The organism is Streptomyces prunicolor, assembly GCF_045162825.1.
GTDB classification, from domain to species: domain Bacteria; phylum Actinomycetota; class Actinomycetes; order Streptomycetales; family Streptomycetaceae; genus Streptomyces; species Streptomyces prunicolor.
On the sequence record NZ_CP108676.1, the window covers coordinates 10577635 to 10604213 of the forward strand.

At 70.1% G+C, this 26579-nt stretch carries 28 protein-coding genes; 6 read left to right on the plus strand and 22 right to left on the minus strand.

Annotation, left to right across the window (positions count from 1 at the left end; translation table 11 throughout):
- The first annotated feature begins 20 nt into the window (after positions 1-20).
- Positions 21-434 carry a DUF6069 family protein gene (locus OG588_RS47770; protein WP_405952783.1) on the plus strand — a complete coding sequence of 138 codons (414 nt, stop codon included), beginning with the start codon at positions 21-23 and terminating at the stop codon, positions 432-434.
- A gap of 48 nt (positions 435-482) precedes the next feature.
- Here OG588_RS47770 and OG588_RS47775 read toward each other — a convergent pair whose 3' ends face one another.
- The 15 genes from OG588_RS47775 to OG588_RS47845 form a co-directional block, all read right to left on the minus strand.
- Positions 483-1283: an inositol monophosphatase family protein gene (locus OG588_RS47775; protein WP_405952784.1), complete on the minus strand. Its 801-nt coding sequence runs from the start codon at positions 1281-1283 to the stop codon at positions 483-485.
- A gap of 116 nt (positions 1284-1399) precedes the next feature.
- A complete protein-coding gene (locus OG588_RS47780) occupies positions 1400-2407 on the minus strand; it encodes an alpha/beta hydrolase fold domain-containing protein (RefSeq protein ID WP_405952785.1) in 1008 nt (335 codons plus the stop codon).
- A 176-nt stretch (positions 2408-2583) separates the two neighbouring features.
- Complete coding sequence (locus OG588_RS47785) at positions 2584-3030, minus strand: SRPBCC domain-containing protein (protein ID WP_405952786.1); 447 nt, start codon at positions 3028-3030, stop codon at positions 2584-2586.
- Positions 3031-3072: 42 nt separating this feature from the next.
- Positions 3073-3996 carry a zinc-binding dehydrogenase gene (locus tag OG588_RS47790; RefSeq protein ID WP_405952787.1) on the minus strand — a complete coding sequence of 308 codons (924 nt, stop codon included), beginning with the start codon at positions 3994-3996 and terminating at the stop codon, positions 3073-3075.
- A gap of 86 nt (positions 3997-4082) precedes the next feature.
- On the minus strand, positions 4083-4484 hold the full coding sequence (locus OG588_RS47795; RefSeq protein WP_019056206.1) for a helix-turn-helix domain-containing protein: 402 nt from the start codon (positions 4482-4484) through the stop codon (positions 4083-4085).
- A gap of 127 nt (positions 4485-4611) precedes the next feature.
- Positions 4612-5016 (minus strand): nuclear transport factor 2 family protein, encoded by a 405-nt coding sequence (locus tag OG588_RS47800; RefSeq protein ID WP_405952788.1) that lies wholly within the window; start codon positions 5014-5016, stop codon positions 4612-4614.
- Between the two features lie 70 nt (positions 5017-5086).
- Complete coding sequence (hydA, locus tag OG588_RS47805) at positions 5087-6529, minus strand: dihydropyrimidinase (protein WP_405952789.1); 1443 nt, start codon at positions 6527-6529, stop codon at positions 5087-5089.
- Between the two features lie 26 nt (positions 6530-6555).
- On the minus strand, positions 6556-6936 hold the full coding sequence (locus OG588_RS47810) for a gamma-glutamylcyclotransferase (protein ID WP_405952790.1): 381 nt from the start codon (positions 6934-6936) through the stop codon (positions 6556-6558).
- A 13-nt stretch (positions 6937-6949) separates the two neighbouring features.
- A complete protein-coding gene (locus OG588_RS47815) occupies positions 6950-8113 on the minus strand; it encodes an NAD(P)/FAD-dependent oxidoreductase (RefSeq protein WP_405952791.1) in 1164 nt (387 codons plus the stop codon).
- Positions 8110-9483, minus strand: coding sequence for an FAD-dependent oxidoreductase (locus OG588_RS47820; RefSeq protein ID WP_405952792.1), 1374 nt, complete (start codon positions 9481-9483; stop codon positions 8110-8112). Before OG588_RS47820 ends, OG588_RS47815 begins: the two co-directional genes overlap by 4 nt.
- Positions 9476-9769 (minus strand): (2Fe-2S)-binding protein, encoded by a 294-nt coding sequence (locus OG588_RS47825; protein ID WP_405952793.1) that lies wholly within the window; start codon positions 9767-9769, stop codon positions 9476-9478. The genes OG588_RS47820 and OG588_RS47825 overlap by 8 nt, the downstream gene beginning before the upstream one ends.
- A gap of 35 nt (positions 9770-9804) precedes the next feature.
- Entirely contained in the window at positions 9805-10572 is a 768-nt protein-coding gene (locus OG588_RS47830; RefSeq protein ID WP_405952794.1) for an amino acid ABC transporter ATP-binding protein, read from the minus strand.
- Positions 10569-11297 (minus strand): amino acid ABC transporter permease, encoded by a 729-nt coding sequence (locus OG588_RS47835; protein WP_317770830.1) that lies wholly within the window; start codon positions 11295-11297, stop codon positions 10569-10571. Before OG588_RS47835 ends, OG588_RS47830 begins: the two co-directional genes overlap by 4 nt.
- Positions 11298-11335: 38 nt before the next feature.
- The gene (locus OG588_RS47840) at positions 11336-12211 is read right to left on the minus strand and encodes an ABC transporter substrate-binding protein (protein ID WP_398842921.1); all 876 of its coding nucleotides are present in this window, start codon (positions 12209-12211) and stop codon (positions 11336-11338) included.
- Positions 12212-12218: 7 nt separating this feature from the next.
- A complete protein-coding gene (locus tag OG588_RS47845; protein ID WP_405952795.1) occupies positions 12219-13169 on the minus strand; it encodes a dihydrodipicolinate synthase family protein in 951 nt (316 codons plus the stop codon).
- Between the two features lie 257 nt (positions 13170-13426).
- Here OG588_RS47845 and OG588_RS47850 point away from each other — a divergent pair, with 257 nt between their 5' ends.
- Entirely contained in the window at positions 13427-14464 is a 1038-nt protein-coding gene (locus OG588_RS47850; protein WP_266866907.1) for a LacI family DNA-binding transcriptional regulator, read from the plus strand.
- 137 nt (positions 14465-14601) lie between these two features.
- Here OG588_RS47850 and OG588_RS47855 read toward each other — a convergent pair whose 3' ends face one another.
- Positions 14602-15105, minus strand: coding sequence for a hypothetical protein (locus OG588_RS47855; protein WP_019056218.1), 504 nt, complete (start codon positions 15103-15105; stop codon positions 14602-14604).
- Positions 15106-15447: 342 nt separating this feature from the next.
- Here OG588_RS47855 and OG588_RS47860 point away from each other — a divergent pair, with 342 nt between their 5' ends.
- The 3 genes from OG588_RS47860 to OG588_RS47870 all read left to right on the plus strand — a co-directional run bounded on the left by OG588_RS47860 (position 15448) and on the right by OG588_RS47870 (position 17884).
- Positions 15448-16173: a metal-dependent hydrolase gene (locus tag OG588_RS47860; protein ID WP_405952796.1), complete on the plus strand. Its 726-nt coding sequence runs from the start codon at positions 15448-15450 to the stop codon at positions 16171-16173.
- Complete coding sequence (locus tag OG588_RS47865) at positions 16170-16745, plus strand: helix-turn-helix domain-containing protein (protein WP_019056220.1); 576 nt, start codon at positions 16170-16172, stop codon at positions 16743-16745. Before OG588_RS47860 ends, OG588_RS47865 begins: the two co-directional genes overlap by 4 nt.
- A gap of 74 nt (positions 16746-16819) precedes the next feature.
- Positions 16820-17884, plus strand: a complete 1065-nt coding sequence (locus OG588_RS47870; RefSeq protein ID WP_405952797.1) for a threonine aldolase family protein — start codon at positions 16820-16822, stop codon at positions 17882-17884.
- 102 nt (positions 17885-17986) lie between these two features.
- On the opposite strand, the gene OG588_RS47875 is transcribed toward OG588_RS47870, so the two are convergent.
- Positions 17987-19387: a glutamate decarboxylase gene (locus tag OG588_RS47875; RefSeq protein ID WP_405952798.1), complete on the minus strand. Its 1401-nt coding sequence runs from the start codon at positions 19385-19387 to the stop codon at positions 17987-17989.
- A 196-nt stretch (positions 19388-19583) separates the two neighbouring features.
- The gene (locus OG588_RS47880) at positions 19584-20015 is read right to left on the minus strand and encodes an acyl-CoA thioesterase (protein WP_405952799.1); all 432 of its coding nucleotides are present in this window, start codon (positions 20013-20015) and stop codon (positions 19584-19586) included.
- Positions 20016-20463: 448 nt separating this feature from the next.
- On the opposite strand from OG588_RS47880, the gene OG588_RS47885 reads away from it, so the two are divergent.
- The gene (locus OG588_RS47885) at positions 20464-21528 is read left to right on the plus strand and encodes a LacI family DNA-binding transcriptional regulator (RefSeq protein ID WP_366097693.1); all 1065 of its coding nucleotides are present in this window, start codon (positions 20464-20466) and stop codon (positions 21526-21528) included.
- A gap of 309 nt (positions 21529-21837) precedes the next feature.
- Here OG588_RS47885 and OG588_RS47890 read toward each other — a convergent pair whose 3' ends face one another.
- The 4 genes from OG588_RS47890 to OG588_RS47905 are packed head-to-tail and all read right to left on the minus strand — an operon-like array spanning position 21838 to position 26465.
- Complete coding sequence (locus tag OG588_RS47890; RefSeq protein ID WP_405952800.1) at positions 21838-23229, minus strand: glycoside hydrolase family 32 protein; 1392 nt, start codon at positions 23227-23229, stop codon at positions 21838-21840.
- Positions 23226-24080, minus strand: coding sequence for a carbohydrate ABC transporter permease (locus OG588_RS47895; RefSeq protein ID WP_393049625.1), 855 nt, complete (start codon positions 24078-24080; stop codon positions 23226-23228). The genes OG588_RS47890 and OG588_RS47895 overlap by 4 nt, the downstream gene beginning before the upstream one ends.
- Positions 24081-24093: 13 nt before the next feature.
- Positions 24094-25059, minus strand: a complete 966-nt coding sequence (locus tag OG588_RS47900; protein WP_405952801.1) for a carbohydrate ABC transporter permease — start codon at positions 25057-25059, stop codon at positions 24094-24096.
- Positions 25056-26465, minus strand: a complete 1410-nt coding sequence (locus OG588_RS47905) for an extracellular solute-binding protein (RefSeq protein ID WP_405952802.1) — start codon at positions 26463-26465, stop codon at positions 25056-25058. The genes OG588_RS47900 and OG588_RS47905 overlap by 4 nt, the downstream gene beginning before the upstream one ends.
- Positions 26466-26579: the final 114 nt, after the last annotated feature.

Consider the following 26579-nt stretch of genomic DNA (forward strand, 5'->3'; position numbering starts at 1 on the left):
TTCATCCCCCTGGAGCTGTCATGTCCCTTGCCTCTGATGCCGTCGCCGTCCGCCGTGGTCCGCTCGCCGTGGCGGGAGGCCTGCTCGCCGCGATCGTGGTGGCCTCCGCGGCGGACACGGTCCTCGCCCTCCTCGCCCTGGCCGTCGGCGCACCCGACGACTTCCAGCCGCTGAAGGCACCGTCGTACATCTTCCTGACGGCGGTCGGCATACTCGCGGGAGCCATCGGCTGGGCCGTGGTTCGCAAGGTCTCGAAGGACCCCCAGGCGCTGGTCCGATGGCTGGTGCCGACCCTCGTCGTGATCTCCTTCGTCCCCGACTTCCTGCTCTACGGCGACGGCGGCGCGACCGGCGTCGGGGCGCTGCTCCTGATGCACGTGTCGGTCGCGGCGACCGCGGTGGTCACCTATCGCAAGGTGATGCCCCTGTCGTAGGGACATGGTGGCGGCGTACGGTCACCGGCCGAGTGGCCGCCGTCCGAGTCACTGGATCCCGACCGTCGACCGCCACAACTCCCCGGTCTCCGCCGCCGCTTCCGGTGCCACGAGCAGCAACGGCTCGCCGTACGACGGCAGTTGTGGCATCGCCACCGCGCCCGCCTCGGTCGCGATGAGCAGGGCGGGCAGGCCGTCCACCGGGTGGAACTCGCCGATCGCGGCGGCGGTCGCCCGGCCCGCCGCGACCTGCACCAAGGACAGTGCGGTCGAGCCCAACACGCGGGCCGTGCAGTGGCGTTCGGCGAGTTTCGCGAGGAGCGTGTCAAGGCCGGGCCAGTGCGCGTGCGCCGCCCACTCCGTCAGGAACACATGGCCCGTGAGCGTGGTGTGGTCCGCCGCGTGGATCGGGGTTCCGTTCAGGTGCGCGCCCTTGCCCCGCACCGCCGTGAAGACCTCGCCCCGCCACGGGTCCGCGACCAGGCCCAGCAGCGGACTGCCGTCCGGCTCCGCCAGGCCCAGGGAGAAGGAGCACCAGCCAAGTCCGTGGGCGTAGTTGGTCGTTCCGTCCACGGGGTCGATCACCCAGTGCGGTGCGTCGTCCGACGTGCCTTCCTCGGCGCCGTACTCCTCGCCGTCGATGCCCCAGTCGGGGAACTCCCGCCGTAGCACCGCGCGTACGTGCCGTTCCACCGCCTCGTCCGTGTCCGTGACGATGTCGGCCGGGCTCGCCTTCTGCCGGACCGGGCCCGCACCTCCTCGGTTTCCGCCGCGAATCGCCTCCGCCGCCCACTCGGCCAATTCCACGGCCACCCGCAGAGCACCGTCCAGGTCATGTTCGTTCGGCACAGCTCTTCACCATCCCGTCCAGGTCGTCGCTCATGATCGCGTCCACATCCCAGGAGACCAGAACGGGTGGATGAACGTGGACTTTCCGCAGGGCGACACTTGGGCGGGGTGGGCCGTCACTGCGGCAGGCCCGCGCGGTCGAGGTGGCGGTGCAGGAATTCGGTGATGACGTTCACGACGGTCGCGGACGTCCAGGCGAGCGCGGCGTCCGAATCCGCGAGGACTCCGAAATCCCCGTGGTTCGCCCCGGCCACGACATAGCGGGTGCTGTCCGCGCCGGCGGTGCGCAGAGCCTGGTGCACGTGCTGCGTCTGGGAGGAGGAGACGAACATGTCCGCGCTGCCGTGCAGGAGAAGGAATGGCGGCGCGGAAGTCGTCACGTAGGTCGCGGGATCCGCAGCGGCGACCGCCTCGGGAATCTCCGAGAACAGTGCGCCGGCCTTGCCGGCATAGGCTGAGAAATGTGTCGCCGTGCGCTCGTAGTGGAGGCGCGCCTCCTCGTCGAAGTCGTCGGCGATCGCCGAGAGCAGCGAGGTGCCGAAGGCGTCGACCACGGCTTGCACGGTTCCTGAGGAAGTGCCCGAATGCCCGGAGAACTCGGGCAGTTCATTGGTGACCCCCGTCAGCGCCGCCACATGTCCGCCCGCCGACTCGCCCCAGAGCGCAGCCGTACGCGGGTCGATGCCGAAGTCGTCCGCGTGCTGCCGCAGATGGACGAGGGCGGCGCGCACATCGTGAACGGAATCCATGTACGTGCCGCCGTCGGGTGCGACGCGGTATTCGACGCTGGCGACGACGAAACCCGACTCGGCGACGTGCCGGCGCAAGTCGAGCGCCATCGCGTTGTTGCAGCGCAGGAACGCACCACCGGGAAGGAAGAGGACCAGCGGAAGCCGCTCTCCCGTCGCGGGCCGCAGCACGTCCGCCTTCAGCTCACGCGACTCGCCGTTGGGCAGATCCACCGTGCCGAAGACGACGTCGAGGTGGCTCTCGAGTTCGACGGTCCCCAGAGACATCTGCGGATTCGGGCTGACCTCCAGCAAGGTGCTGTCGGCGAGGTCGGGCGGGGCGATGGTGGCGGCGACCGGAACGGGGAGCCTGGGAACGGACGGGGTTTCTGCCATGTTCTCTCCGATCGTTGCAGGATGCGCGCCCCCGTCGTGGCGCCGAGGTGCGGTATAGCGATCCTTTCACCGTCGTAAAAAAACATCAATACACACGGAGAAGCTTCCTCCGCTTCTGTCGCGGCTGCCCTGAGCCCGCGTCCGCGACAGGGGTGGAGGAAGCCGTCCCCGCCCCGTCAGCCGGACAGGGCCTCCACGCGTGCCCGCAGGGCGGCGCCGTACCGGCCGTACGTCTCCTTGAGCTGGTCGAGCGCCGGTACAAGTTCAGCGGCGTTGGCGCCGAAGAACTCCTCGGAGTCGGCCAACTCCGTGGTGCCGTCCGGTTGTTGGGTGAGCACGAACGAGTGCCTGCCGAGGATCGCGTCGAGTGATCCGCCTTCCCAGACCAGCCGGTGGGGCGGCTCGACCTCGGTGATCCGCATCGTGACCTCCTGCGTGGTGGCGTCGCCGCCCGAGACCCGGCCCGGAACCTCTGCCCCGATCGCGACCTCCTCGGCCTTGGCGTCGAGTGCCAGAACCGGGTGCCACTGCGCGTACTGGTCCAGCGCCACGACCACGCGCCACACGGCCTCCACCGGAGCGGAGATCCTGGTCACCGCGGTGACGACAGGGGTTTCCCTCATGATCGGCTCCTTCCGCCGTCGTGTCCTACGGCGGACTCGGGGTCACGGCACCAGGACGATCCGGCCGCGCAGGCCGCCCCGGGCCAGCTGGGTGTGGGCTTCGGTGGCCTGCGACAGGGGGTAGGTCCGCGCCACGCGGGGCGTCAGCACGCCGACCTCGGCGAGGGCGGAGAGGAATGCGAGACGAGTGGGTTCCGGGCCGGCGAAGGTGTGGCGTACGACCACGCCCCGTTCGGGGTCGGGCAGCACATCCAGCCGCACGCTCACGAAGATGCCGCCGTCACGGACGGCCGCCAGCGCGGGTGCGCCCAGCGCCGCGGCGTCGAGTGCGCCGTCCACGCCTCCCGGCACCAACTGCCGTACCGCCGCGCTCAGTTCCTCGTCGCGCGACACGAACCAGGTGGCGCCGCGGTCGCGGAGGAACTCCTCGTCCTCGGGCTTCCCCTGCGCGACGATCCGCACGCCCCGGGTCCGTGCCAACTCGACGGCGTAGCCGCCCACGGCACCGGCGGCACCCGTGACGAGCAAGGTGTCGCGAGGCCGTAGCGGGAAGTGGTCCAGGGCCAGCGAGGCGGTCATCGCGTTGAGGGGAATCGTCGCCGCGAGCGTGAGGTCCATGCCCTCGGGGGCGGGCGCGAGGGAGTTGAGATCGGTCACCAGGTACTCGGCCTGGGCCTTCGTGGGGCGCACCACGGGGGCGTCGAACACGATCACCGGTGTACCGGTCTTGAGCAGGACACCCGGGCCGACCGCGTCGATGATCCCGGCGGCGTCCAGGCCGAGCCCGGTGTGCTCGACCCCCTCCATCGGTCCGAAGAAACCGCCCCACACAGCGGCGTCCGCGGGATTGAGCGCGGCAGCCGCGACTTTGACACGGACCTCGAAGGGGCCCGGCTCCGGGAGTGGGACCTCCACGACCTCGACGGCCTCGGGTCCACCGATCTTCCTGACGACTGCAGCGCGCATGATGTCCGCCCTTGCGTTTGCGTATCCGAACATCACGAACGCTAGGCGGGTTACGATCGATTAGTAAGTAGGCACTTTAAAGTGCGTTACTGCCGGGCGTCGTAGTGTGCCCGCGCCTCGTCGACCTCGTCCGTCTTCTCCGCGGCCCAGTCGCGCACCTGGGACAGCAGGCCGTACAGCCCCTGCCCGAGCGGGGTCAGCTCGTAGTCGACGCGCACCGGCACGGTCGGCGTGACCGTCCGCTTCACCATGCCGTCGCGTTCCAGCATGCGCAGTGTCTGGGTGAGCATCTTCTGGCTGACGCCCGGGATCTCCCGGCTGACGTGGCTGTAGCGCATCGGGTCGCCGTGGGACCCGAGGGTGCACATCGTCAGGCTGACCCACCGGTTGCTGATCGTCGAGAGCAGGGCCACCGCCGGGCAGTCCTGCATGTACGCCTCGTACGTGCCGGGCTCGATCCGGCGCGTCGGCTTGGCGTTGGTGGTCATCCGGGTCTCCCGTCAGGAGGGCCGCTCACTCTGAGGGGCTTACGTTCGAATCGATCGTAACCCGCCCGATCTCCGACGTTCGGGGTGTGTTCGAGTTCGCAAACGGAAAGCGAAGGGTCGGACGTGGTCAGGCCCTCGTGATGTCCCGGCCCGGCATCGGCTCCGCGAGCGCTGCCCGCCACTCGGGCGCGCCGAAGGAGTCCGTGAAGTACTGCGTCTCGTGCACCACATGCCCGTCGGTGAATTCCATGATGCTCACCACGTAACTGGGCACCCCGTCGTAGGTGATCACGCACTCGCTCACCCACAGCTCCCCGCCGCCGGTGATCCGGCGGACGATGAAGTGGCGGTCGGCGGGGTGGCCGCCGCGTTGGGCCGCGATCGTGGCGCGGCCCCGGAAGCGTTCTCCCGACTGGGGATAGTCGAGGAGCGCGTCCGGGGCGTAGATCGCGTGCTCGGTGTCGCTGTCTCCTCGCTCCGACGCCTGCCAGTGTTCCTCGATCGCGGCACGGGTCCGGATGTCAGGGTCCATGACGTGGTCCCTTCTGCGGGCGGGCGAATCGGTCTGGGGCCAGGAAACAGGGTAGGCGCGAGCCGCGCGATCAGCAGACCAGCGACCGGCTCAGCGGGCCCGAGCGCAGATGGCGGCCCCGGGGTTCGGCGTCCATCAGCCGGCCGGTGTCGACGACGGGACGGCCGCCCACCACGACGGTCTCGGGCCAGCCGGTGACCTGCATGCCCTCGTACGGCGTGTAGTCCGTGGCCATGTGCAGGGCGGTGCTGCGGACGGTGCGGGTGGCCGTCGGGTTCCAGATCGCCAGGTCCGCGTCCGAGCCCGGGGCGATGACTCCCTTGCGGGGGTACAGGCCGTTGAGCCTGGCCGGGTTGGCGCACATCAACTCCACGAAGCGGCCCATCGGCAGGCCGCCCTTGACCACCAGCTCGCTGAAGATCACCGGCATCCGGGTCTCAACTCCCGGCAGGCCGTTGGGCATGGCCCGTACGTCGTGGCTCACCGACTCCTTCTGGGCCGTGTCGTAGCAGCAGTGGTCGCTGCCGATCGTCGCCACCTGGCCCATGAGCAGCCGTGAGCGCAGCCCGGCGACCGTGCCGGCGTCCCGCAACGGCGGGCAGCACACGAAGCGTTCGGGGTGCGGGCCCGCGTACGCCGAGTCGTCGAGGACCAAGTGGTGGGCCACCGTCTCCGTGAACGCGCGCACTCCCCGACCCCGGGCACGGGCCACCAGGTCGACCGCCTCGGGCGTCGACTGGTGGACGAAGTACACCGGGGCCGACACCGACTCCGCGATGGCGAGGATCTCGGCGACGGACGCGTTCTCGGCCAACTCCGGCCGGGTACCGGCGTGATGGCCCGCGCTGATCGCCCCGGCCGCCTCGCCGCGCTCCTGTGTGTCCGCGATGATGTGGTCGGCCTCGCAGTGGATGACCACCATGCCGCCGAGGTCCCGCAGTGTGGTCATCACGTTGAGGATGGTCTTCTCGTCGGCCATGGTCTCGCCGCGGTAGGTGGTGAACATCTTCACCGTGACGATGCCGTCGGAGGCCAGAGACCGCAGCTGTTCCGGCACGGTGTCGTCCCACTCGACCACGCACCCGTGCAGCGCGCTGTCGCACAACCCCTGTGCCGCCTTGGCCCGTTGGGTCGCCGCTACGTCGGCCGGGTTCTCGCCGGGGCGCGGGATGGCGAAGTCCACGATCGTGGTCGTACCGCCGAAGACGGCCGCCGTGGTGGCCTGGCGGTAGTCGTCGAGGGAGGTGAAGTCCCCCGAGGTGAAGCCGACATGGCAGTGCGGGTCCACGCCGCCGGGCAGCACGAGGCGTCCCGAGGCGTCCAACTCGGTGGTGCCGGGGGCCTGTACGGCGCGGTACGCGCCCGGCTCCACCAGCCCGAGCACCTTGCCGCCGCCGATCAGGACGTCCGCGGCGCCCTGCCAGTCGGCGTTGACCACGGTGCCGCCTCGGACGACGAGGTCGACGGGCTGGGCGGATGCGACGGGTTCGATCGATGAGGGGTGGTGGGACATGGCTGACCTCCAGCGAGGACGAACTGTCAGAGAGAGGCGAGGTAGGCGTGCCAGCCGCCGTGGGCGGTGATGTCGACGACCCCGGGGGCCGTCAGCGCGGAGGCGCGCATCCGCATCGAGAAGGAGCCCGAGCCGTCGGCCAGGGCAATGACGCCCAGTTCGAGTTCCGCAGGTTCCCTGGGGAGCAGTTGCTCGCGCAGCACCTCGTAACTGACCTCGTACACCTCGCCGTTGATCGACGCGCCGCCCTCCGTGACCGGGTGCAGGCCGGGGAACTCGTCGCGTACGGAGAAGAAGCGGTACGTGGGCGCCGTGCGGGCGGGGCCGAGGAGGTGGGCCTCGCTCAGCGCGTGGTTGAGGGTGCCTCCGGACATGGCCTGGCCGTTGACGAACATTCTCAGGGTCATGGGGGAGTGCCTTTCAAGGTGATACGGGAGTGGAGGCGTCGTCGTGGAGCAGGCGGCCCGGTCCGAGGTCGTCCACCGGGTCGGCCGGGGCCTCCCCGGCGATCTGGCGGGCCAGCGTGTCGCCCCACACCGGGGCGAGGGTGAAGGCGTAGGTGCCGCCCGCGACGAAGAAGCCCGGGTGGCCGGGGACTTCGCCGACCACCGGCATCTCGTCCGGGGTCGCGGCCAGCGGTCCGGCCCACATCCGCAGCAGCCGCAGACCGCCGAGGAACGGCAGGACGCGCCCGGCCTGCGCGAGGTTGCCGGCCATGCTGGGCACGCTGACGGTGCTGCGCCCTTCCATGTCGAGCCTCGCCGCGGGCCAGCCGCCGCCGATCAGCAGGTTGCCCGCGCTGACCTGCTTGACCGACATGCCCTCGCCGATGTGCTGGACCAGATGGTGCATGACCGGCGGGACCCGCACGGTCACATGCATCTGGATCGCGACCGGGGACATCTGTATCCCCACCCCGGCGAGTGCGGAGATCTCGGTGATCCACGGCCCGGCCACGTTGACGATCACGGGAGCTGTCCAACTCCGGTCGCCCGACAGCACCTTGTAGTCGTCGCAGACCCGCTGGATGCCGGTCACCGGAGTGAAGGCGTGCACCTCGACGCCGAGTCGGCGGGCCGCGGCGAGATAGGCGGGGGTGATCAGGAGCGGGTTGGCGTAGCCGTCCAGCGGGCACCAACTGGCCGCGCGTACACGGTCGGAGAGCAGCGGCAGTTCCTTGCGGGCCTCATCGCCGGTGAGTACCTCGGTGGGGATGCCCGCCTGCCGCTCCCACTCGTGCTTCTCCCGCAACTCCGCTTCCTGGGCCGCTGTTTCGGCGACCATGAAGCCGCCGCCGCGTCGCAACTCCACGTCCGCGCCGAGCCGTTCCTCGATCTGCGACCAGTGGTCGGACGCCCGGCGTTGCAGCGGCAGCAGACGGGCGCTGTCGACCGGGACCTCCTGGCCCGGGCGGCGGGTGTGGATGGCCTGGATGTGGAGGTTGCCCGCGGTGGTGCCGGAGCCTTCCCTGTTCGGCGCGCCGCGCTCCAACACCACGACCCGGTAACCGCGTTCGGCGAGGTGGAAGGCGGCACTGGCGCCGAGGATGCCTGCACCGATGATGACAACGTCGGGCTGGTTCACGGGACCTCCTGCCCTTCGACCGTCGCGGCCATGGGCAGCGGCCGTATCGGCATCCGGGCCGCGAAGCACTCTGCCGCGCCCTCGTTCCGTCCGGCCAACGCCGCGACGATGTGGCCGCATTCGCGTCCTTGGCAGGGGCCCATGCCGGCGCGGGTGGCGGCCTTGGTGCCGTGCAGGTCGTTCCAGCCGGTCGCGGCTGCCTGCCGGATCTCGCCCGCGCTGACGCCCTCGCAGCGGCAGACCTGAGTCTCGTCGGGAATGTCGGCCGTGGCCGGCAACGGGTAGAGGCGGTCGGCCAGTTCGGCGAAACGGTCCAGGGCGCGGGCTCGGCGGCGGAGGCCTGACAGTCGCACGGTCGGGCGTTCGGGTGCCAGGCGGCGCAGGATCGCGTGGGCGGCGAGTTGCCCCCGTACGCCCGCCGCGTGCACCCCCGCGATACCGGCGCAGTCCCCGGCGACGTACAGGCCGTCGACCGAGGTCGCGCCGTCCGCGTCCACGACCGGGAGCTGCTCTGTGCCCGACGGGTCCGGCTCGGTGGCGCAGCCCAGCAGCCGGGGGAGCTCGGTGCTGGGGCGGAAGCCGAAGCCCACGCAGAGCGCGTCGGTCTCCAACTGCCTTACGCTGCCGTCCTCTTGGCCGATGTCCACGGCGGTGACCTGAGTGTCGCCGTGCGCCGCCAGCACGCGGGAGCCCTGTTCGACGCGGACTCCGTGTCGGGCGAGGGTGAGCAGATAGCGGGCCGCCTCGGCGAGCCGGGCGGGCTGCCGCAGCGCGCCGCCGATCGAGGAAATCCCGGGCCGGTACGGGTGGTTCAGCTCGACCAGTGCCTCGATGCGGGCGCCCACCTCCAGCAGCGCGCAGGCGACCGGCAGCAGGAATGGACCGGTCCCGGCCAGCACCACCCGTTGGCCCACGGGAACCCGGTCCATGGTGGCCAGGTGCAGGGCGAACCCGGGGGTGACGACACCCGGCAACGTCCAACCAGGGAAGGGCAGGGAGCGTTCGTACGCCCCGGTGGCGGCGAGGGTGGCGCGGGTGCTGACGCGACCGAGGGCGCCCGTGCGGACGTCCGAGGTGAAGAGGGTGCGGCCTCCGTCCTCCGCGCCCCAGACCAGAGTGCCGGTGCGGCAGTCGACGCCGGAGTCTCGTACCTGGCGGATGAGTTCGGTGCCGCGTGGGCGGAAGTCGCCGAAGGCGGCGGTGAGTTGCTCGGCCCGGCGCTTGTAGTACTGACCGCCCAGCGTGTCGGACTCGTCGAGCAGGACGACACTCAGCCCGCCCCGGGCCAGGACCAGCGCCGCGTGCAGTCCCGCCGGCCCGCCCCCGATGACTGCGACGTCCGCCTCCGACTCCGCCATGACGTCAGCCATGCGCGGCCTTCGACAGGGGTTCGGTGTGGGTGCGGATGTCCATGCCGTCGGTGACGTGCGCGGTGCAACTGCGGGATCCGGGGCGGCCGTTGATGGTCACCTCGCACTCCAGGCAGACGCCCATCCCACAAAAAGGGCCGCGCAGTTGGCCGTTGACCGGGTTGCGGCGCAGCGGCCAGATGCCGGCCGCGACCAGGGCGGCGGTCACGGACTGGCCCGCCCAGGCCTGGCCGGGGGTGCCGTCGATGGTCACGGTGACCGTCTGCGGAGGGGAGTCGGTGCTCATGGCTGTGCTCACAGGGCTCAAGGGGAGTGGGGGGTTCACAGGATCCGGTCCAGGAACTGGCGGGTGCGTTCGTGCTCCGGCGCGGAGAAGAAGAGGTCCGGGGACTTGTCCTCCACCACCGTGCCGTCGGCGATGAACACCACCCGGTCGGCCGCCGCCCGGGCGAAGCCCATCTCATGGCTGACCACGATCATGGTCATGCCCTCCTCGCGGAGCCGGACCATGACGTCGAGGACCTCGCCGACCATCTCCGGGTCGAGCGCGGAGGTCGGCTCGTCGAAGAGCAGCAACTCCGGGCGCATCGCCAGGGCACGGGCAATGGCCACCCGCTGCTGCTGGCCGCCGGAGAGCTGGGACGGGTAGGAGCCGGTCTTGTCGGCGAGTCCCACCATGGCCAGCAACTCGCGGGCCGCGCCGCGTGCTTCGGACTTGGAGACACCGTTCACATGCACCGGACCGGACGCCACGTTGTCCAGCGCGGTCATGTTCGGGAACAGGTTGAACTGCTGGAACACCATGCCGGTGCGCCGCCGCTGGACGGCGATCCGCCGCTCCCGCAGGGCTAGTTGGCGCCCGCCCCGCTCGCCGTAGCCGATCCGTTCGCCGCAGATGCTGACGGTGCCCGAGTCGGGGGTCTCCAGGTGGTTGAGGGTGCGCAGGAAGGTGCTCTTGCCGCCGCCCGAAGGACCCAGGACGAGCACGACCTCCCCTTGCCGGACGGTCAGGTCGATGCCCTTCAGGACTTCAACACCGCCGTAGGACTTGCGTACTTGGCGCGCTTCCACGACCGTCTCGATGGTCATCGGATCTCCATTTCGAGTGCCGGTACGGCGGCGGTCTTGACGCGACGGCCTTTGCTCGGCCCGGTCTGGTGGCCGCGGCCGACCCGGATCTCCAGCCACCGCTGGACCAGTCCCCACAGGGTGGTCATCGCCAGGTAGTACAAGGCGGCTGCCGTAAGGCCTTCCAGGACCCGGAAGTTGGTCTGGACGGCGAACTGCGTGCGGCGCAGCAGCTCTTCGACCGAGATCACCGAGACGAGCGTGGTCGTCTTGAGCAGTCCGTTGAAACTGTTGCCGAGCGGCGGAACCATCACCCGCAGCGCCTGCGGCATGACCACCACCCGGAACACCTTCCAGGGCGGCATACCCAGCGCGCGGGCGGCCTCGGACTGGCCGCGCGGGACCGACAGGACCCCGGCCCGGACGATCTCCGAGAGATACGCCGCCTCGTTGAGGACCAGGCCGGTCAGGGCCGCGCTGATCACGCCGAGGCGCAGGCCCAGCTGGGGCAACCCCGTGTAGATGATGACCAGTTGGACCAGGAGAGGTGTGCCCCGCATCAGCCACACGTAGAAGCCGGTGACCGCACGGACCGGCGCGATGCGGGACGCCCTGCCCAGCGCCACGAGCACGGCGAGCGGAAGGGCGAGCGCCATGCTGACCGCGGTCAGCCAGATCGTCGTCCAGGCTCCCTGGATGAGCTGGGGATTGGTGAGGAAGTCGAAGAAGGCATCCCACGACCACATGGCTCTCGCCCTTCGCTGGTTGCTTGGCGGTGAACGGGTTACTTCGCGCTGATCGCGCCGGTGGTCACCTTGAGGTCGCCGGTGTAGGCCGTGACGCCGTACTTCTTGTACAACGTGGCCAAGTACCCGTTGCTACGAAGGGTGTTGAGCGCGTTCGCGACCGCGTCGGCGGGCTTCTGCTTGCCGAAACCGAGGGCGAGCGGGGCCGGGTTCATGCCCTTGACCGCCGTCTCGAAGCGCCCGTCCTTCTGGTAGTAGCTGGTGACCGCCTCGACGATGGCCACGCCCTCCACCTGGCCCGCGGACAGCGCCTGGTAGGCATCGGCAGTGGTGGTGAAGGTGCGGACGGTGACCTGCTTCTTGCCGGCCGCCTTCAGCTCCTTGTTGAGCGCGGTGAGGGTGTCGAACTCGTAGCCCGGGGCCTCTACGGCGATGGTCTTGCCGGACAGGTCGGCCTCGGAGGTGATCTTCTTCGGGTTGCCCTTGGCGACCGAGATCGAGACGCCCTGGACCTCGTAGGGGACGAGCTTGACGGTCTTGGCGCGCTCCGGTGTGTAGAACATGCCGGTGTCGATCATGTCCCAGCGCCCGGACTGCACACCGGGGATCTGCGCGTCGAAGGGGATGTTGACGAACTTCGGGGTGAGACAGAGGAGTTTGGCTATCTCGTTGCCGAGGTCCACCCGCATGCCGACGATCTTGTTCGAGGCGTCCAGGTACTGCATGGGCGGCAGCGTCGCGTTGGTCGAGATCGTCAGCGTGCCCGCCTTGACCAGGTCCGCCTTGCCGACCTTGGGTGTACAGCCGGTCGGGGCCGCGGCGGCGGACGACGAGGACGAGTCACTGCTGCCGCAGGCCGTCAAGGTCAGAAGGAGGGCGGCGGCTGAGGAGGCCGCGATGAGAAGTCTGCGCACGGTCGGTTCACCTTTTTCCGGTGCTGGTGGAACAGGGGTGCAGCCCGGCCTCGTCGAGCGCCTCGGACAGGCCGAGCAGCGCTGACGGGTCCTCCAGGGGGAGCAGCGGGGGGCGTACATGCCCTCCGGGCTGCCCGAGCAGCCGCATGGCGGCTTTGAGCTGCGAGGTGGGTGAGGCGAACCGTGAGCTGTAGTCGTCGTTGACGAGCAGGTTCACAAGCCGTTCGTAGCGTGCCGACCATTCCCGGGCCCGGTCGAGATCACCGGCCCAGTAGGCCTCGTAGAAGGGGACGGCGAAGGGCGCGCCGAGGCCGCCGCCGTCGATGTTTCCGGCGCCACCGAACTCGGCCATGACGGCCATGCCCCGGCGGTGGATGAAGCGGCCGAAGACCTGGACCTTGCCGGCCAGGGCGGCGCAGGTGTCCGCGACCTTCAACTCGTCGCCCGAGCTGTCCTTGACCGCCACCACGGTGTCGAGTTCGGCCAGCCCGACCAAGGTGTCGACCGTGATGTCCACGGCGGTGCCGCGCGGCCAGTTGTAGACCATGAGCGGCAGATCGACCGCCCCGGCGAGAGTGGCGTAGAAGGCATGGATCTCGTCCTGGCTCGGGTGGACGTACGGCGGCGGGGTGGTGAGGATGCCGTCCGCGCCGATCGAGCGGGCGTGCTCGCCGTAGCGGGCGGACTCGGCGGCGGTGTAGGCCCCGCAGCCGATCACCACCGGCAGCTGTCCGGAGAGTTCGGCGACCGCGATCTCGGCGACCCGGAGGCGCTCCTCGGGGGTCTGGGAGAACCACTCGCCGGTGGTGCCGTTCACCAGCACTCCGTGCACGCCGTGCTCGGCGTACAGCGCGAGCAGTGCGCGCCAGGCGTCCTCGTCGAGGGAGCCGTCGGTGGAGAAGGGGGTGGGTGCGGCCGGCCAGTAGCCGCGCCAGGGGGCGGCGCCGGAAGTGTTCATCGTGTGTGCTCCGATCGAGTGTCCGTCCCGTCAGGACGTCCCGTCGGGACAGCACCTTGTGGGACCACTCTGTGGGATCGATTGCACAGCACCGTGGCATCGCCCGGAGGGGCCGGTCAACCTCGTTCTGGCTGGAAACTGCTGACGAAACGCATTGTTTACGCCACCGACTCGACCCCGTCTGACATGATGGCGATCACGGCTCGGCGTACGAGAAGAGTCGTATGGGATCGATTTCATGATCGGGGGGTGGGCCGGTGGCCGTCACCTTGGACCAGGTGGCCGAGGCGGCAGGGGTCTCCAAGAGCACGGCCTCGCGGGTGCTCAGCGGTTCCAGTCGGGTCAGCGCGCAGACGAAGCGCGCGGTGCAGTCCGCGGCGGAACGCCTCGGCTACCGCCCCAACCGGATCGCCAGCGGACTGCGCACCCGGCGCAGCAACCTCGTCGGGCTGGTCATAACGAACCTGGTGAACGCCTCGTTCCACCGCATCACCGAGGTGCTCCAGCAGCGGCTCGACGAACGCGGCTACCAAGTGCTGCTGTGCGTCACCGACTCGGACCCGGCACGCGAACGCCGTTACCTGGACATGCTGTTGGACCACCGCGTCGACGGCCTGATCATCGTGGGCACGGGCGACAACACCGCGACGGTACGGCAGGTGAGCGCGGCCGGAATCCCCGTGGTGAACCTGATGCGCTCGCCCGACAGCGCCCCCGGCGACTCCGTGATGGCCGCCGACCGGGACGGCGCCGAACTGGCCGTCCGGCACCTGCTCGACCTCGGGCACCGGAGCGTCGCCTTCATCGGTGGCCCGGCGGGAGTCGACTCCGGGCGCGACCGTTACGCGGGGTTCGCCGCGGCGCTGGCCACCGTCGGACTCGAACCCGATCCCGCCCTGTGCGCGCGGGGTCCGTTCACCGTGCCGTTCGGTGCGGAGGCGGCGATGCGGCTGATGGGCGCCGACAACCCGCCCACCGCGCTGTACAGCGCCAACCACGAAGCGACGTTCGGAGTGCTCGGCGCCCTGGTGCAGCTCGGGGTCCGGGTGCCGGAACAGCTCTCGCTGGTGTGCCACGAGGAGGCGCCCTGGTTCCCGTACTGGCATCCGCCGATCACCGTCGTCGACAACGGGGCCCGCGACCTCGGCGAACTCGCGGCGGAGCAACTGCTGCGCCGCATCGACAGTCGCCCCGACAACGGCGACCCCGGTGAGGAGAGCGTCGGCCGGCTCATCCGTGTCGGGTCGCGGCTGGTGGTACGCGATTCGACGGCGGCCCCGCGCCGACCGGAGTGACGGCCGGTTCCTGTGGGCAGTGCCGACGGGCTGAACGACAGACAGACGGTCTGAACGACAGGCAACGGAAGGCGCTCGGCTGGAACGGTCCAGCCGAGCGCTTCTCGGAGCCGCGGGGTTGACGCGGGTCGCCGGTGTCAGGCGCAGAGGACGCGTGTCTCCGGCGTGTAGACCGGGCCGCCGCTGACGTTCGTCGAGTCGCTGAACTCGGAGTAGTAGTACGAGTAGAAGCCGATGTTCCCGTTGCAGCCCGAATCGGCGGCGACCTGCAGGGTCAGCGTCACGGTCCGGCTCTGCCCGGGCGGGATGGTGGCGCCGTAGTCCGGGCCCAGGTCGGTGGGCCCCACACCGGTGCAGGGGGTGCTGCCGGTGTCCGTGGTCAGGGCGCAGTCGGTGAAGCTGTACTTGAGGTCGGGCCGCTGGGTGGTCAGCCAGGTGGGCTCGATCGTCTGGTAGACGAACAGGACGTCGTAGGTCTTGTTGTTGGTCAGCGTCATCGAGAGTTTCACCGCACCGCCGGGCGTCGTGGTGGCGGTGTCGGTGGCAAAGGTCAGGTCGGCGTCCGCCGCGCTCGCGCTCGGGGCCAGGCCGAAGACGGCGAGGGCGAGACCGAGGACGGTGGCGAGACCGAGGCGTCTCATACGGGGTGATCGCATGGGCCCGGAGGCTAGGCGGGCCGCGTGCACGCCGTCTGCCCCGCGGGCAGCCCCCCGGCCGGGATCGGCTGGATGCGTTTCTTGTGTGACAGGAGTGCGGCGAGTGTGTGAAGTGAGCTGACGGGGTGGAGGCGGGCCCGTCGGTGGTGGCCCGGCGGATGCCGATATTGGCGTGATACCGGAGGCGCCGGACGGCGTGCTGCCTCGTGCGGTACGCCTGTTCTCGGGCATCCGTCGACTTCTGGCGCGGGCGCGTACGAGAGCGGAGGCGTTGATTAAAATGAACGTTGCGTTCAGTATCTCGCTCGAGTTCGGTATAGTGAACGCATGGTTCATTCAATCGCGGCTGTTCGGGAGGGCGCGCAGATCAGCGCCTACCTCGATGACACCTACCTGGAGCAGGTCGACACGCGAGTGATCGCGGTCGGTGAGAAGGACGGGACGGCATGGGCGGCCGTCGAACACTGTCTGTTCCATCCGCAGGGCGGCGGCCAGCCCGCCGACCGGGGATGGCTCCAGGACGCGGAGATCGTTCCGGTCCGGGACCACGAGTCGGGGCTGGTCGTCGCTACGGCGGCTGCGGGCGGCGGTCTTCCGGAACTCGCCGTGGGGGAGTGGGTGCGGGCCCGGATCGATCTTGAGCCGCGGATGCTGCATGCCGCGCTGCACACGGCCGGACATCTCGTCGAGGCGGTCGGACGGACACAGGGATGGGAGATGGTCGGGAGCATCCACTTCCCCGGTCAGGCCCGCATCGAGTTCCAGGCACCGCCCTCGGACGCGCGACTGGCCGACCCGGAGGGACGGGAGGAAGTGACCGCCGTGCTGCGCGCCGCGGTGGCGGCCGCGGTCGCCGACGATCTGCCGGTCTTCGCGCGGTACCTCCCCGACGGGCGCCGCGAGGTGCATCTCGACGCGCTGCACTCCGCGCCCTGCGGCGGCACCCATGTGCGCAGCCTCGGCGACCTGACCGACGTGGAACTGCCGACGCTGAAGGTCAAGAAAGGCCGTATCCGCGTGTCCTACACCGCGACCCACCGGAGCCGTCGATGACGCCCCCGCCGTCCGGCCGACGGCCGGTGAGCAGTACCGCGGCAGCGGTCGGCGCGAAGATCCGGCTGCGCCGTCAGCAGCGCGGCATGAGCGCCGCGGAGATGGCCCGCCGCGCCGGACTGAGCAAGGCCACGCTGTCGCAGCTGGAGGCCGGAAACGGCAACCCCACGATCGACACCCTGGACGCGATCGCGATCGCCCTGCGCATCCCGATCGCCGACCTGCTGGCGCGCGACGCCGACACCGGTCCGGTCTTCCGACCGGGCACGGACATCGAACCCGGGGAAGTGTCACGGGAGTTGCTACGCCGGATCAGCAGCGGCAACAGTCTGGAGATCTGGCGGCTGCGCATCCCGCCGGAGACGGAGCTGGCCGGTGTACCGCACGCCACCGGCACCATCGAGCACCTGCTCATCGCCACCGGGCACGTCACCGCCGGTCCGGTCGACGCCCCGGAGGATCTGGGCCCGGGCGACATGCTCGCCTTCGCCGGAGACGCCCCGCACTTCTACCGGACCGGCGCCGAGGAGGTCGACATCACCGTCGTCTTCGCCTCGCCCATCAGCACCTGAGACTCCATCCGGCATCTGAGGCACCGTCAACAATGAATACCTCAGCAGGACTTGAGACCGAGGAACCCCTGCTCATGAGCACCGCCATCATCGCCACCACGCCCTCCAGTCGCGCCTTCATCAGCGACAACATGGCCGGCGCGTCCCCGCAGATAGCCCGCGCCGTCGCCGACGCGGCAGCCGGGCAGGTCCTGCCGTACGGCAACGACCCCTTCACCGAAAGCGCCCGCCGCAGGCTCGGGGAGATCTTCGAGCGGAACGTCGAGGTCTTCCCGGTCTCCACCGGGTCCGCGGCCAACGGCCTGAGTCTGGCCGCCCTCACGCCGCCGTGGGGGAGCGTGCTGTCCCACCCCGAGAGCCACATCAACACCGACGAGTGCGGGGCGCCGGAGTTCTTCACCAACGGGGCCAAGCTCGTCGGTGTCCCGGGTGCCGACAGCAAGATCGACCCCGACGCGCTGCGGGTCGCGGTGCGCCGCCGGGCCGGTGACGTGCACAGTGTGCAGCCGTCCGCGGTGAGCATCAGCCAGGCCACCGAGAGCGGCAGTGTCTACACCCTGGACGAGATCCGCCAGGTGTCCGCCATCGCCAAGGATGCTGGGCTGCGCGTCCACATGGACGGGGCGCGCTTCGCCAACGCCCTGGTCCATCTCGGCGCCACCCCGGCCGAGATGACCTGGAAGGCAGGCGTCGACGTGCTGTCCTTCGGCGCCACCAAGAACGGTGCGATGACCGCCGACGCCATCGTCTCCTTCGACCCCGCGCTCGCCGGTGAACTCGCCTTCCGCGCCAAGCGCGCCGGGCAGCTGGCCTCCAAGATGCGCTTCAACACGGCCCAGATCGACGCGTATCTCACCGACGACCTCTGGGTGCGCAACGCCCGCCAGGCCAACGTGATGGCCACCCGCCTCGGCGACGGCCTCAAGTCCATTGCCGGCGCAGGCCTGTTGGCCACCCCGCAGGCCAACATCCTCTTCTGCCGCCTGCCTCAGCAGGTTACCGAAGGACTCCTCGCGGAGGGCTACGCCTTTTATCACGACCGCTGGGAGCCGGGAATCGTCCGCTTCGTCACCGCCTTCTCGCACAGCGCCGACGACATCGACCAACTGCTGGACGCGGTCCGCCGCCACACCCACTGACGGGAGTTGCCGCGGACCGCGTACCGGCCGACGCTCAACTCTTCTCCGGAGAAGGCGAGTTGGCGGCTTCGGAGGTGCAGGGGGAGGGATGGGGGTGTGGCGTCAGGCGGTGACGAGCGGCTGGTGCGGTGGCGCGAGCGTCGGGCGGCTGGTGTGCAGGTTCCTGGTGACCTCGGTCAGGTCGGCGATGAACATGCCCGCGAGCTCGGCGGTGAACCCCGTGCGCACCACCAGCCGTAGGACGGAGACGTCCTGGCAGGGCGCGGGGAAGCTGTAGGCGGGCAGATGCCAGCCGCGGGCGCGCATCGCGTGGGAGACGTCGAACACCGTGAAGCCTTGCGTGCCGGGCGCCAACCGGAAGGCGAACGCCGGGAGTTCGGAGCCGTCCGTGATCAACTCGTAGGGCGCGACGGTCCGGATACGTGCGGCGAGCGCGCGGGCCGTGCTCCGGCTCTGCGCCGCCAGATTGCGCAGCCCTTCGACGCCGTAGCGGAGGAAGCTGTAGTACTGCGCGACGACATGTGCGCCCGGGCGGGAGAAGTTGAGGGTGAAGCTGGGGGAGCTGCCGCCGAGGTAGTCGACCTCGAACACCAGGTCGTCGGGGAGGGCTTCGGCGTCGCGCCACAGGGCCCAGCCCAGGCCGGGGAAGACATGCCCGTACTTGTGCCCCGAGGTGTTGATGGAGGCGACGCGTTCGAGCTGGAAGTCCCACATGAGGCCCGGGTCGAGGAACGGGGCAACCATCGCGCCGGACGCGCCGTCGACATGCACGGGGATGTCGGTGCCGGTGGCGGCCTGGTAGCCGTCCAGCGCCATGCAGATGTCCGCGACGGGCTCGTAGGAGCCGTCGAACGTGGAGCCGAGGATGGTCACGACGCCGATGGTGTTGTCGTCGCAGTACGCGGTGAGCGTGTCGGCCGTGAGGTGGTAGCGGCCCGGCTCCATCGGGACGTAACGCGGCTCCACCTCGAAGTAGTTGGCGAACTTCTTCCAGCACACCTGGACGTTCGCACCCATCACGATGTTCGGGCGCGCGGTGTCCTTGCCCTGGGCGCGGCGGCGTTCCTGCCAGCGGCGCTTGAGTGCGAGCCCGCCGAGCATCGCGGCCTCGCTGGAGCCGGTGGTCGAGCAGCCGCGGACCTGCTCCGGATGCGGCGCGTGCCAGAGCCGGGCGAGCATCCGTACGCAGCGCTCCTCCATCGCCGTGATCTGCGGGTACTCGGCGCGGTCGGCGAGGTTCTTCTCGGCGGTCTCCGCCATCAACTCCCTTGCCTGCGGCTCCATCCAGGTCGTCACGAAGGTGGCGAGGTTCAGGCGGGCGTTGCCGTCGAGCATCAGCTCGTCGCGTACGCGGCGGCAGACCAGGTCGGGCTCCGACGCGAACTCGGGCAGCTCGTCGACGGGCTGGAGAAGGTCGACGGCCGGCGGGAGGCCGCCGGTGCGGGAAACGGTCAGGGTGTCGAACTCGGCTTCGGGCATGACGTCGGTATGCGGGATGGGCATGAGTGTCTGGATGCCTTTCTGGTCCGTGCGGCCCCGTGCACTCCGACGCTAGATCGCCAAGCGGTGCGGTGTATTTGCCGATTACACCGATCCAGTGATCGATTTGCGGACTGATGAACTGGATTTTCCCTTGTACATACTGGGCATTACTTTTTGCGGGGCTGGACTTGCCTGTCGGCGGGGCGCTGACCAGGTCCTAGGCTTCAGGGCCCTGGATTCGACCGAACCCCGCTCGATGGGCCTCGGACCACTCGGTGGGGCGCATCGTCTCCCCGCTCAGATTCACGATGGTCCGCGTCCCGTGTGCATACGTGGTGCTGCCATCACGGGTGCATACGCGGAAGCCGGTCGTTGCCGATGTGCGGCCTACGCGCTCGGTCCAGAGGTGGACGGCGATTTCCCCGTTGCCGGTCACAGGGAGGTCGAACACGATGCCGACCGCCTTCACGACGTAATGGGTCGGCTTGGCCTCTTCGAATGCGCCGAAGCCAAGACTGAACGCGTACGTGTTCCAAGCGCGTTCGACCATCACGGTGTAGCGACTGTTGTGCAGCATCCCGTACGGGTCGAGGTCGTCGAAGTAAACGTCCAGAGGGATCAAGACGCCGTGGTCGACCGGCTCGGACACGGGAAGGGATGCAGGCCTGTCAACCATCATGAGTCCTCGTCGTAGCAGTTCGGCCCGTCAGGAAAATCTTCATGCCGTGCCTCGCCGATGATCAGGTGCGACTCCACCGTGCGGCCTGATCGCGGGTCCTGTCCAAGACCTGTTTCGCGCTCTGTGATGCCCGCGGGGCATGAGAACACCGTCCATCGGACCGAGGACGTCCCCTTCAGCGAGGGCGCCAGTCAGGTCCGCCACCACAGACCGGTCGTCGTGAGCGGCTTGCGCGGTCCGGCCAGGTCCGGCCAGGTCCGAAGCGGTCCCCGTCCTCCGGAGAGTCCGGTGATCAAAGGCGATCACATCGAACGCCCGCGCCGCGGCGCCCTGAGGATCTCCCGTATGCCGTGGCGCTCCCCGCGGATAGGGTGGGCGGTGATCGACAGGGTCGGGCTGGGCGAGGGCGGCGGACGGCGTGGGCGGTGCCGAGGAGAGCAGGAACACGGGCACCGGGCGCCCGACGTCACGCGACGTCGCCCGGCTCGCCGGTGTGTCCCACACCGCGGTGTCCTTCGTGTTCAACGGCCGGGCCGACGGCAACCTCTCGGCCGCCACCCAGGAACGCATCCGGCAGGCCGCGGCCCAGCTGGGCTACCGTCCCGACCCGGTGGCCCGCGGTCTGCGCCGTCGCCGTACGGCCGTGATCGGGCTGGTCACCGATGAGATCGCGTCCTCGCCGTTCGCCGGTCGGCTGCTGCGCGGCGCCATGGAGACCGCCTGGGACAGCGACCATCTCGTCCTCACCGTCGACTCCGGCGGTGACCCGGTCAAGGAGGACGCGGCCGTCGCGGAACTGCTCGACCGGCGCGTGGACGGCATCATCTACGCGGCCATGTCACTGCGCCGGGTCCGCGTCCCCGAGGGCCTGCACCGCACCCACTCCGTGCTGGCCAACTGCCTTCCCGAGGACGACTCCCTGCCCGCCGTGGTCCCCGCCGAGCGCGCCGGTGGCCGTACGGCGGCCCGGCTGCTGCTCGCCGCCGGCCACCGCCGGCTCGCCGTGATCGGCGGTCTGGACGACATCGCCTCGGTGGAACGCACCCGCGGCATCCGGGAGGCGCTGCGCGCCGAGGGCGTCACCGTGCCCGAGGAGTGGATCGTGCGCGGCGGCGGGGAGATCTCCGCGGGATACGCGGGGGCGCTGCGCCTGCTCGACGGGATCGAGCCGGGCCGTCGCCCCACCGGCGTTCTGTGCTACAACGACCGGGTCGCGGCGGGTGTCCTGCACGCCGCGACCCGGCTCGGGATCGACGTGCCCGCCGATCTGTCAGTGGTCGGCTACGACGACCAGGAGCACATGGCCGCCTTCCTCACCCCGCCGCTCACCTCGGTCGCGCTTCCGCACCGGGCGATGGGCGAGGCGGCGACCCGGCTGCTCCTGGACGCCATCGAAGCCGGCCAGGCACCACCCGCAACTGTCCGGCGCCTGGCCTGCCCTGTGGTCAGCCGCGCCTCCGTGGGCCCGGCGCCGACCCGGTGACCTGGGCACCCGGCCCGCACGTGACCTGGCCCGTGGTCAGCCGCGGGCCGGCGCACACCCGGTGCCCCGGGTACCCGACCCGCGCATGGTCCGTCGTGCCTTCGTGGGTGCGGCGCCCATCCAGTGCCCCGGGCCCCGACCCGCGCGTGGCCTGCACTCTGGTCAGCCGCGCCTCCGTGAGTCCGGCACCCACCCGGTGACCCACGCACCCGACCCGCGCCTGCCCTGCCCTGTGGTCAGCCGTGCCTCCCCGGGGCCGGCCCCCCCGGATGACCCAGGCACCCGACCCGCGCGCGACCTGGCCCGTGGTCAGCCCCGCCTCCCTGAGTCCGGCGCCCACCCGGTGACCCGGGCCTCCGGCCCCTCGACGACCAGCTCGGCGATGTCGTCGGGGCGCCGGTAGACGCGCTCGGTGACCATGGCTCGGTCCGCGACGAAGAGTTCGAGGAGTGAGCCGTCGACGAGCAGCCGGAGCGTGAGTTCCGGCGCCTTCGGCACGTGCACGGTGATCGGGGCGGAGCCTTCCCTGCCGGTCCGGGGCCAGGCGACGCGGTCGAGGACGACGGTCCCCGAGGCGGGGTCCGCCCGGACGGTCAACTCCCGGTCCGCCGCGTCCCGGAGCAGGCTCACCGTGGTCGGTCCGCATGCGGTGACCGTCAGGTCGTAGGCGTTCGGAAGCGGAACCCGGCCCGGCGCGGTGACGAACGGCTCGGCCCGGTGGAGCTGGTCGAGTTCCGGGGCCGGACTCACCCGCAGTGAACCGTCGGGGTGGATGTCGACCACCCGGGGTGCGGTGAGGACGCCCGCCCATCCGGCCCTGTCCAACTCCTCTTGCGGGCGGGCCTCCCACGACCAGCCCCAGAGCAGTGCACGGTCCGGCTCCTGGAGCACGGCGGGGGCGTAGAAGTCCCGCCCCTGGTCGAGCCTGCCGCCGGCGCGCGGTGCGAAACTCAACCCGCCCCGGCTGTCCGCCTCCAGACGGCCCGTCAGGTATCCGGTGGAGCAGGGATCCCCGTCCCACAGGGACACCAGGAGTACGTGCTCGCCGCCTGCCGTCCGGTACAGGTGTGGGCACTCCCAGCCCACCGACTTTTCGCCGAACACGCCAGCCGCCACCGGGTCCTTGCCGTCCAGCAGCACACCGGCGAACCGCCAGTCGGTCAGGTCGTCGCAGTCGTAGAGCAGGACCGACGGCGTGCCGTCGGCGTGCCCGGCGCCGACGAGGGCCCAGCGTCTGCCCGTGTGGCGGAAGACGAACGGGTCGCGGAACATCACCACGTCCAGTCCCGGCGGCGGCCCCGCCACCACCGGTGTCGGCAGCGGCTTCCACTCGGTCAGTTGCTCGTCGTCCGGGTCCGCCGCCCGCGCCAGGCAGATGGTGCCGAGTCCGGTGTGGGTACGGTCAACTCCCGTGTATACGGCGGTCGGTGTGCCCGCGTCGTCGGTCACGCAGCCCGACCAGCAGCCGGCCTCGTCGGGGCCGCCGGGCGTCGGGGTGAGCGCGATCGGGTGGTGCTCCCAGTGCGCGAGGTCGGTGCTGGAGGCATGACCCCAGTGGACGTTCGCGTGCACCGGTGCGTCGGGGTTGTGCTGGTAGAAGAGGTGGTAGCGGTCCCGCCAACGGAACGGCCCATTGGGGTCGTTGATCCAGCCGGCGGGCGGACGGACCCTGAAACGCGGCGCGTTGGGGTCATTGTTCAACGGTTGACTCCTGCGGACGTGATGCCCTCGCGGAGAGGGCGCTGGCCGACGGCGAACACGGCGACGGCGGGGAGCATCGAGAGCACGACCCCGGCCAGGACCACCGAGATGGACCCGGTGCCGAGGTTCCCCTGAAGGGAGACCAGACCCAGCGGAAGCGTGTAGTTCTGGCTGGAGGTCTCCAGGATGAGTGGGCGGAAGAACTCGTTCCAGTGGTAGTTGAAGGCCAGCACGCCGACGATCGCCAGGCCGGGTGTGGCGAGCGGCGCGTACACCGAGCGGAAGATCCGCCAGGTTCCCGCGCCGTCCAGCATGGCCGCCTCGCCCAGGTCCTTCGGCATACCGAGGAAGTACTGGCGCATCAGGAAGGTGCCGAAGGCGGTCGGGAAGGCCGGGATGATCAGGCCGAGGAGTGTGTCGGTGAGGCCCATCGTCTTCAGCACCAGGAACACCGGCACGATGGTGACCTGCAACGGCACCATCATGGTCGCCAGGACCAGGCCGAAGAGCGGCTTCTTGAAACGGAACTCCAGGCGCGCGAAGGCGTATCCGGCCAGGCCCGCCGTGATCATCTGGCCGACGGCGACCAGTGCCGTCACCAGCGTGGAGTTCAGGGCGAGCAGCCACACGTCGATCTGCTGGAAGACCCCGTGGTAGGCCGCGGTCGTCGGGTGCGTGGGGATGATCTGCGGGGGCAGGTCGAAGGACTGGGCCGGAGTGCGCAGCGAGGTGGCGACGGTCCAGATGACCGGGCCCAGCGTCAGCAGGGCGCACACGGTCAGCGCGGCGATCCGGGCCCAGGGGGTGAGTGAATAGCGCAGACGGCTCAGGGTCGGGGTTGCTTGGCTCATGCGGCTCACCGGCTCACTGGTAGTGGACGAAACGCCGGCTGAGCCGGAACTGGACGGCGGTGACCGCCATGATCATCGCGAAGAGCAGCACGCCCACCGCGGATGCCTCGCCGAAGTCGAGCTGCTCGAAGGCCCTCTCGTAGATCACCATCACCACGGTGCGGGTGGCGTCGCCGGGGCCGCCGTCGGTGAGGACGTAGGGCTGTTCGAAGACCTGGAGGGCGTTGATGATGCCGACCACCGACGCGACGAGCAGCGTCGGCGACAGCAGCGGCAGCGTGATGCCGAGGTGCTTGCGCAGGCCGGTCGCGCCGTCGAGGGCGGCGGCCTCGTGGATCTCCTTGGGGATGTTGTTCAGACCGCCGATGAACAGCAGGAACGAGAAGCCGAACTGCTGCCAGACGTAGACCAGGATCACCGTGGCCATCGCCGCGTGCTCCGAGGTCAGCCAGGGCACGGGCGCGACGCCGACCAGGCCGATCAGCCAGTTCACCACCCCGAAGTCCTGGTTGAACAGGTACTTCATCACCACCGAGATGGACGCGGCGGACAGCACCAGCGGGAAGAAGAACGCCGAACGGAACACCGAGCGCAGCCACACCGGCATCCGCCCGTTCAGTGCGAGCGCCAGTGACAGCGCGATCAGCAGTTGCAGCGTGACCGCGAGAACCATGAAGAGGAGCGTGTTGCGGAAGGAGACCAGGACGGTCGAATCCGTGAAGGTCGTACGGTAGTTGGCGCCGCCGGCGAAACGGGGCGGGTCGATCACGTTCCAGTGGAACAGGCTCAGTACCACGGACCCGATGATCGGCACGACCGTGAAGACGACGATGCCGACGACCGTGGGCGCCAGGAACAGCGCGGCCAGCAGCCGGGAGCCGCGGACGCGGACCGATGGTCGTACGGCGACGGCGGGTGGTGTGGCGGGCCGCGAACTGACGGGCGGAACCTGGGAGTTCGGGACCTGGGTGTTCGTCATACCGCACGCTCCATGGCCTGCTCCAGGTCGCCCTGCATCCGGCGCAGCGCGGGACCCACCGCACGCGGCGAGGCCAGCGCCGTGCCGGTGTACTTGAGCAGGACGTCGGTCACCTCGGCGACCTGCGGCGGCGCGGGGATCGGGCCGGTGTCGGGAAACCGGTCGAGGGTGTCGTAGAAGACCTGCCAGTGCGCCGGGCCGCTCGCGGCGTAGCGGGCGGCGTTCAGCATCGAACGCCGGGCCGGGGTGGTCTGGTTGGTCCGGAACAACCGGGTCATGGTGTCCTTGCGGGCCGCGTACTTGATGAACTCCCAGGCGGCTTCCTGCTTCTTCGAGGTGCGCAGCAGCGCGTAGCCCGCCGCGCCGAACTGGTGGCGCTGGGTACGCCAGCGCGGGAAGTACTGCACGTCGTAGTCGGCGGCCCGCATGCCGGCCTGTTGCAGGCCGCCCGCCCAGAAGCCGCCCGCCGGTGTGACGCCGACGTGGCCGGTGGAGAACACGCCGACCAGGTTGTTGCCGTTGCCGCCCTCGGGCCGAGTGCACAGGTTGTCCTGGACGAGGGAGGCGATGTAGTCGTACGCCTCCTCGACGCGGTCGGTGGTGGCCTGCGGGGTCGTCCAGCGGAAGCCGCCGCCGCGCCCCTTCCGGTCGGCGGCCGGGTAGAAGGTGTCCCACAGCCAGGAGCCGCCGGGTGCCTTCGACTCCTTCAACAGGTTCGTGCCGTTCGCGAAGAGCCAGGGCACCACACCGCCCCACAGCCGGTTGGTCCAGAAGTACGGCGTGAAGTGGGAGCCGCCGCCACGCTTCAACTGCCGTAGCAGCGCGGTGAAGTCGTCGCGGCTCCAGTCGGCCGCCGGGAACTCCGCGCCCGCCCGCTTCAGCACCTGCTTGTTGAGGTACATGTCGGCGGCGTTGAACTCCATGGGCAGTTGGTAGAGGTTGCCCTCGTACATCATCGACTCCACCAGCGAGGGGTGGACGTCGGCGAAGTACTCCCGCAGCTCCGCCGCGTCCCGCCGCACCCAGCGGTCCAGGGACACGCCGAGCCGTTGGGCGAACAACTGCACGCCCTCCGTGGCCACATACACCAGGTCGGGAGCGGTGCCCGCGGCGATCTGGGTGAGGATCTTCGCGAAGAAGTCCGACCAGTCGACGGCCTGCACCGCGTTCACCCGCAGCGGGATGTCGGGGTGGAGCCGGCGGAAGCCCTTGGTGAGGGCGTCGACGGTGGCCGGGTCGAAGGCGGAGCCGAGGGTGGCGACGACGAGGGAGCCGTCGTCCCGGCCGGGGATGTCGGCTCCGGTGAGCCGGTCCCAGCTCGCGGCGGTACCGGCCAGGGCGGCTGCTCCGGCCCCGTACGCGCCGTACCGCAGCAGCGTGCGGCGGGGGAGGTGCGAGTCAGTCATCCAACGGGCCTAACTCGTGTTAGTTCAGGGTTGATGCCCAGATGATGGGAACCGGGCGGCAAGCCTGTCAAGGGTCGGGAACGCATGACCTTCAAAGGGTCAGGACTCTTGACC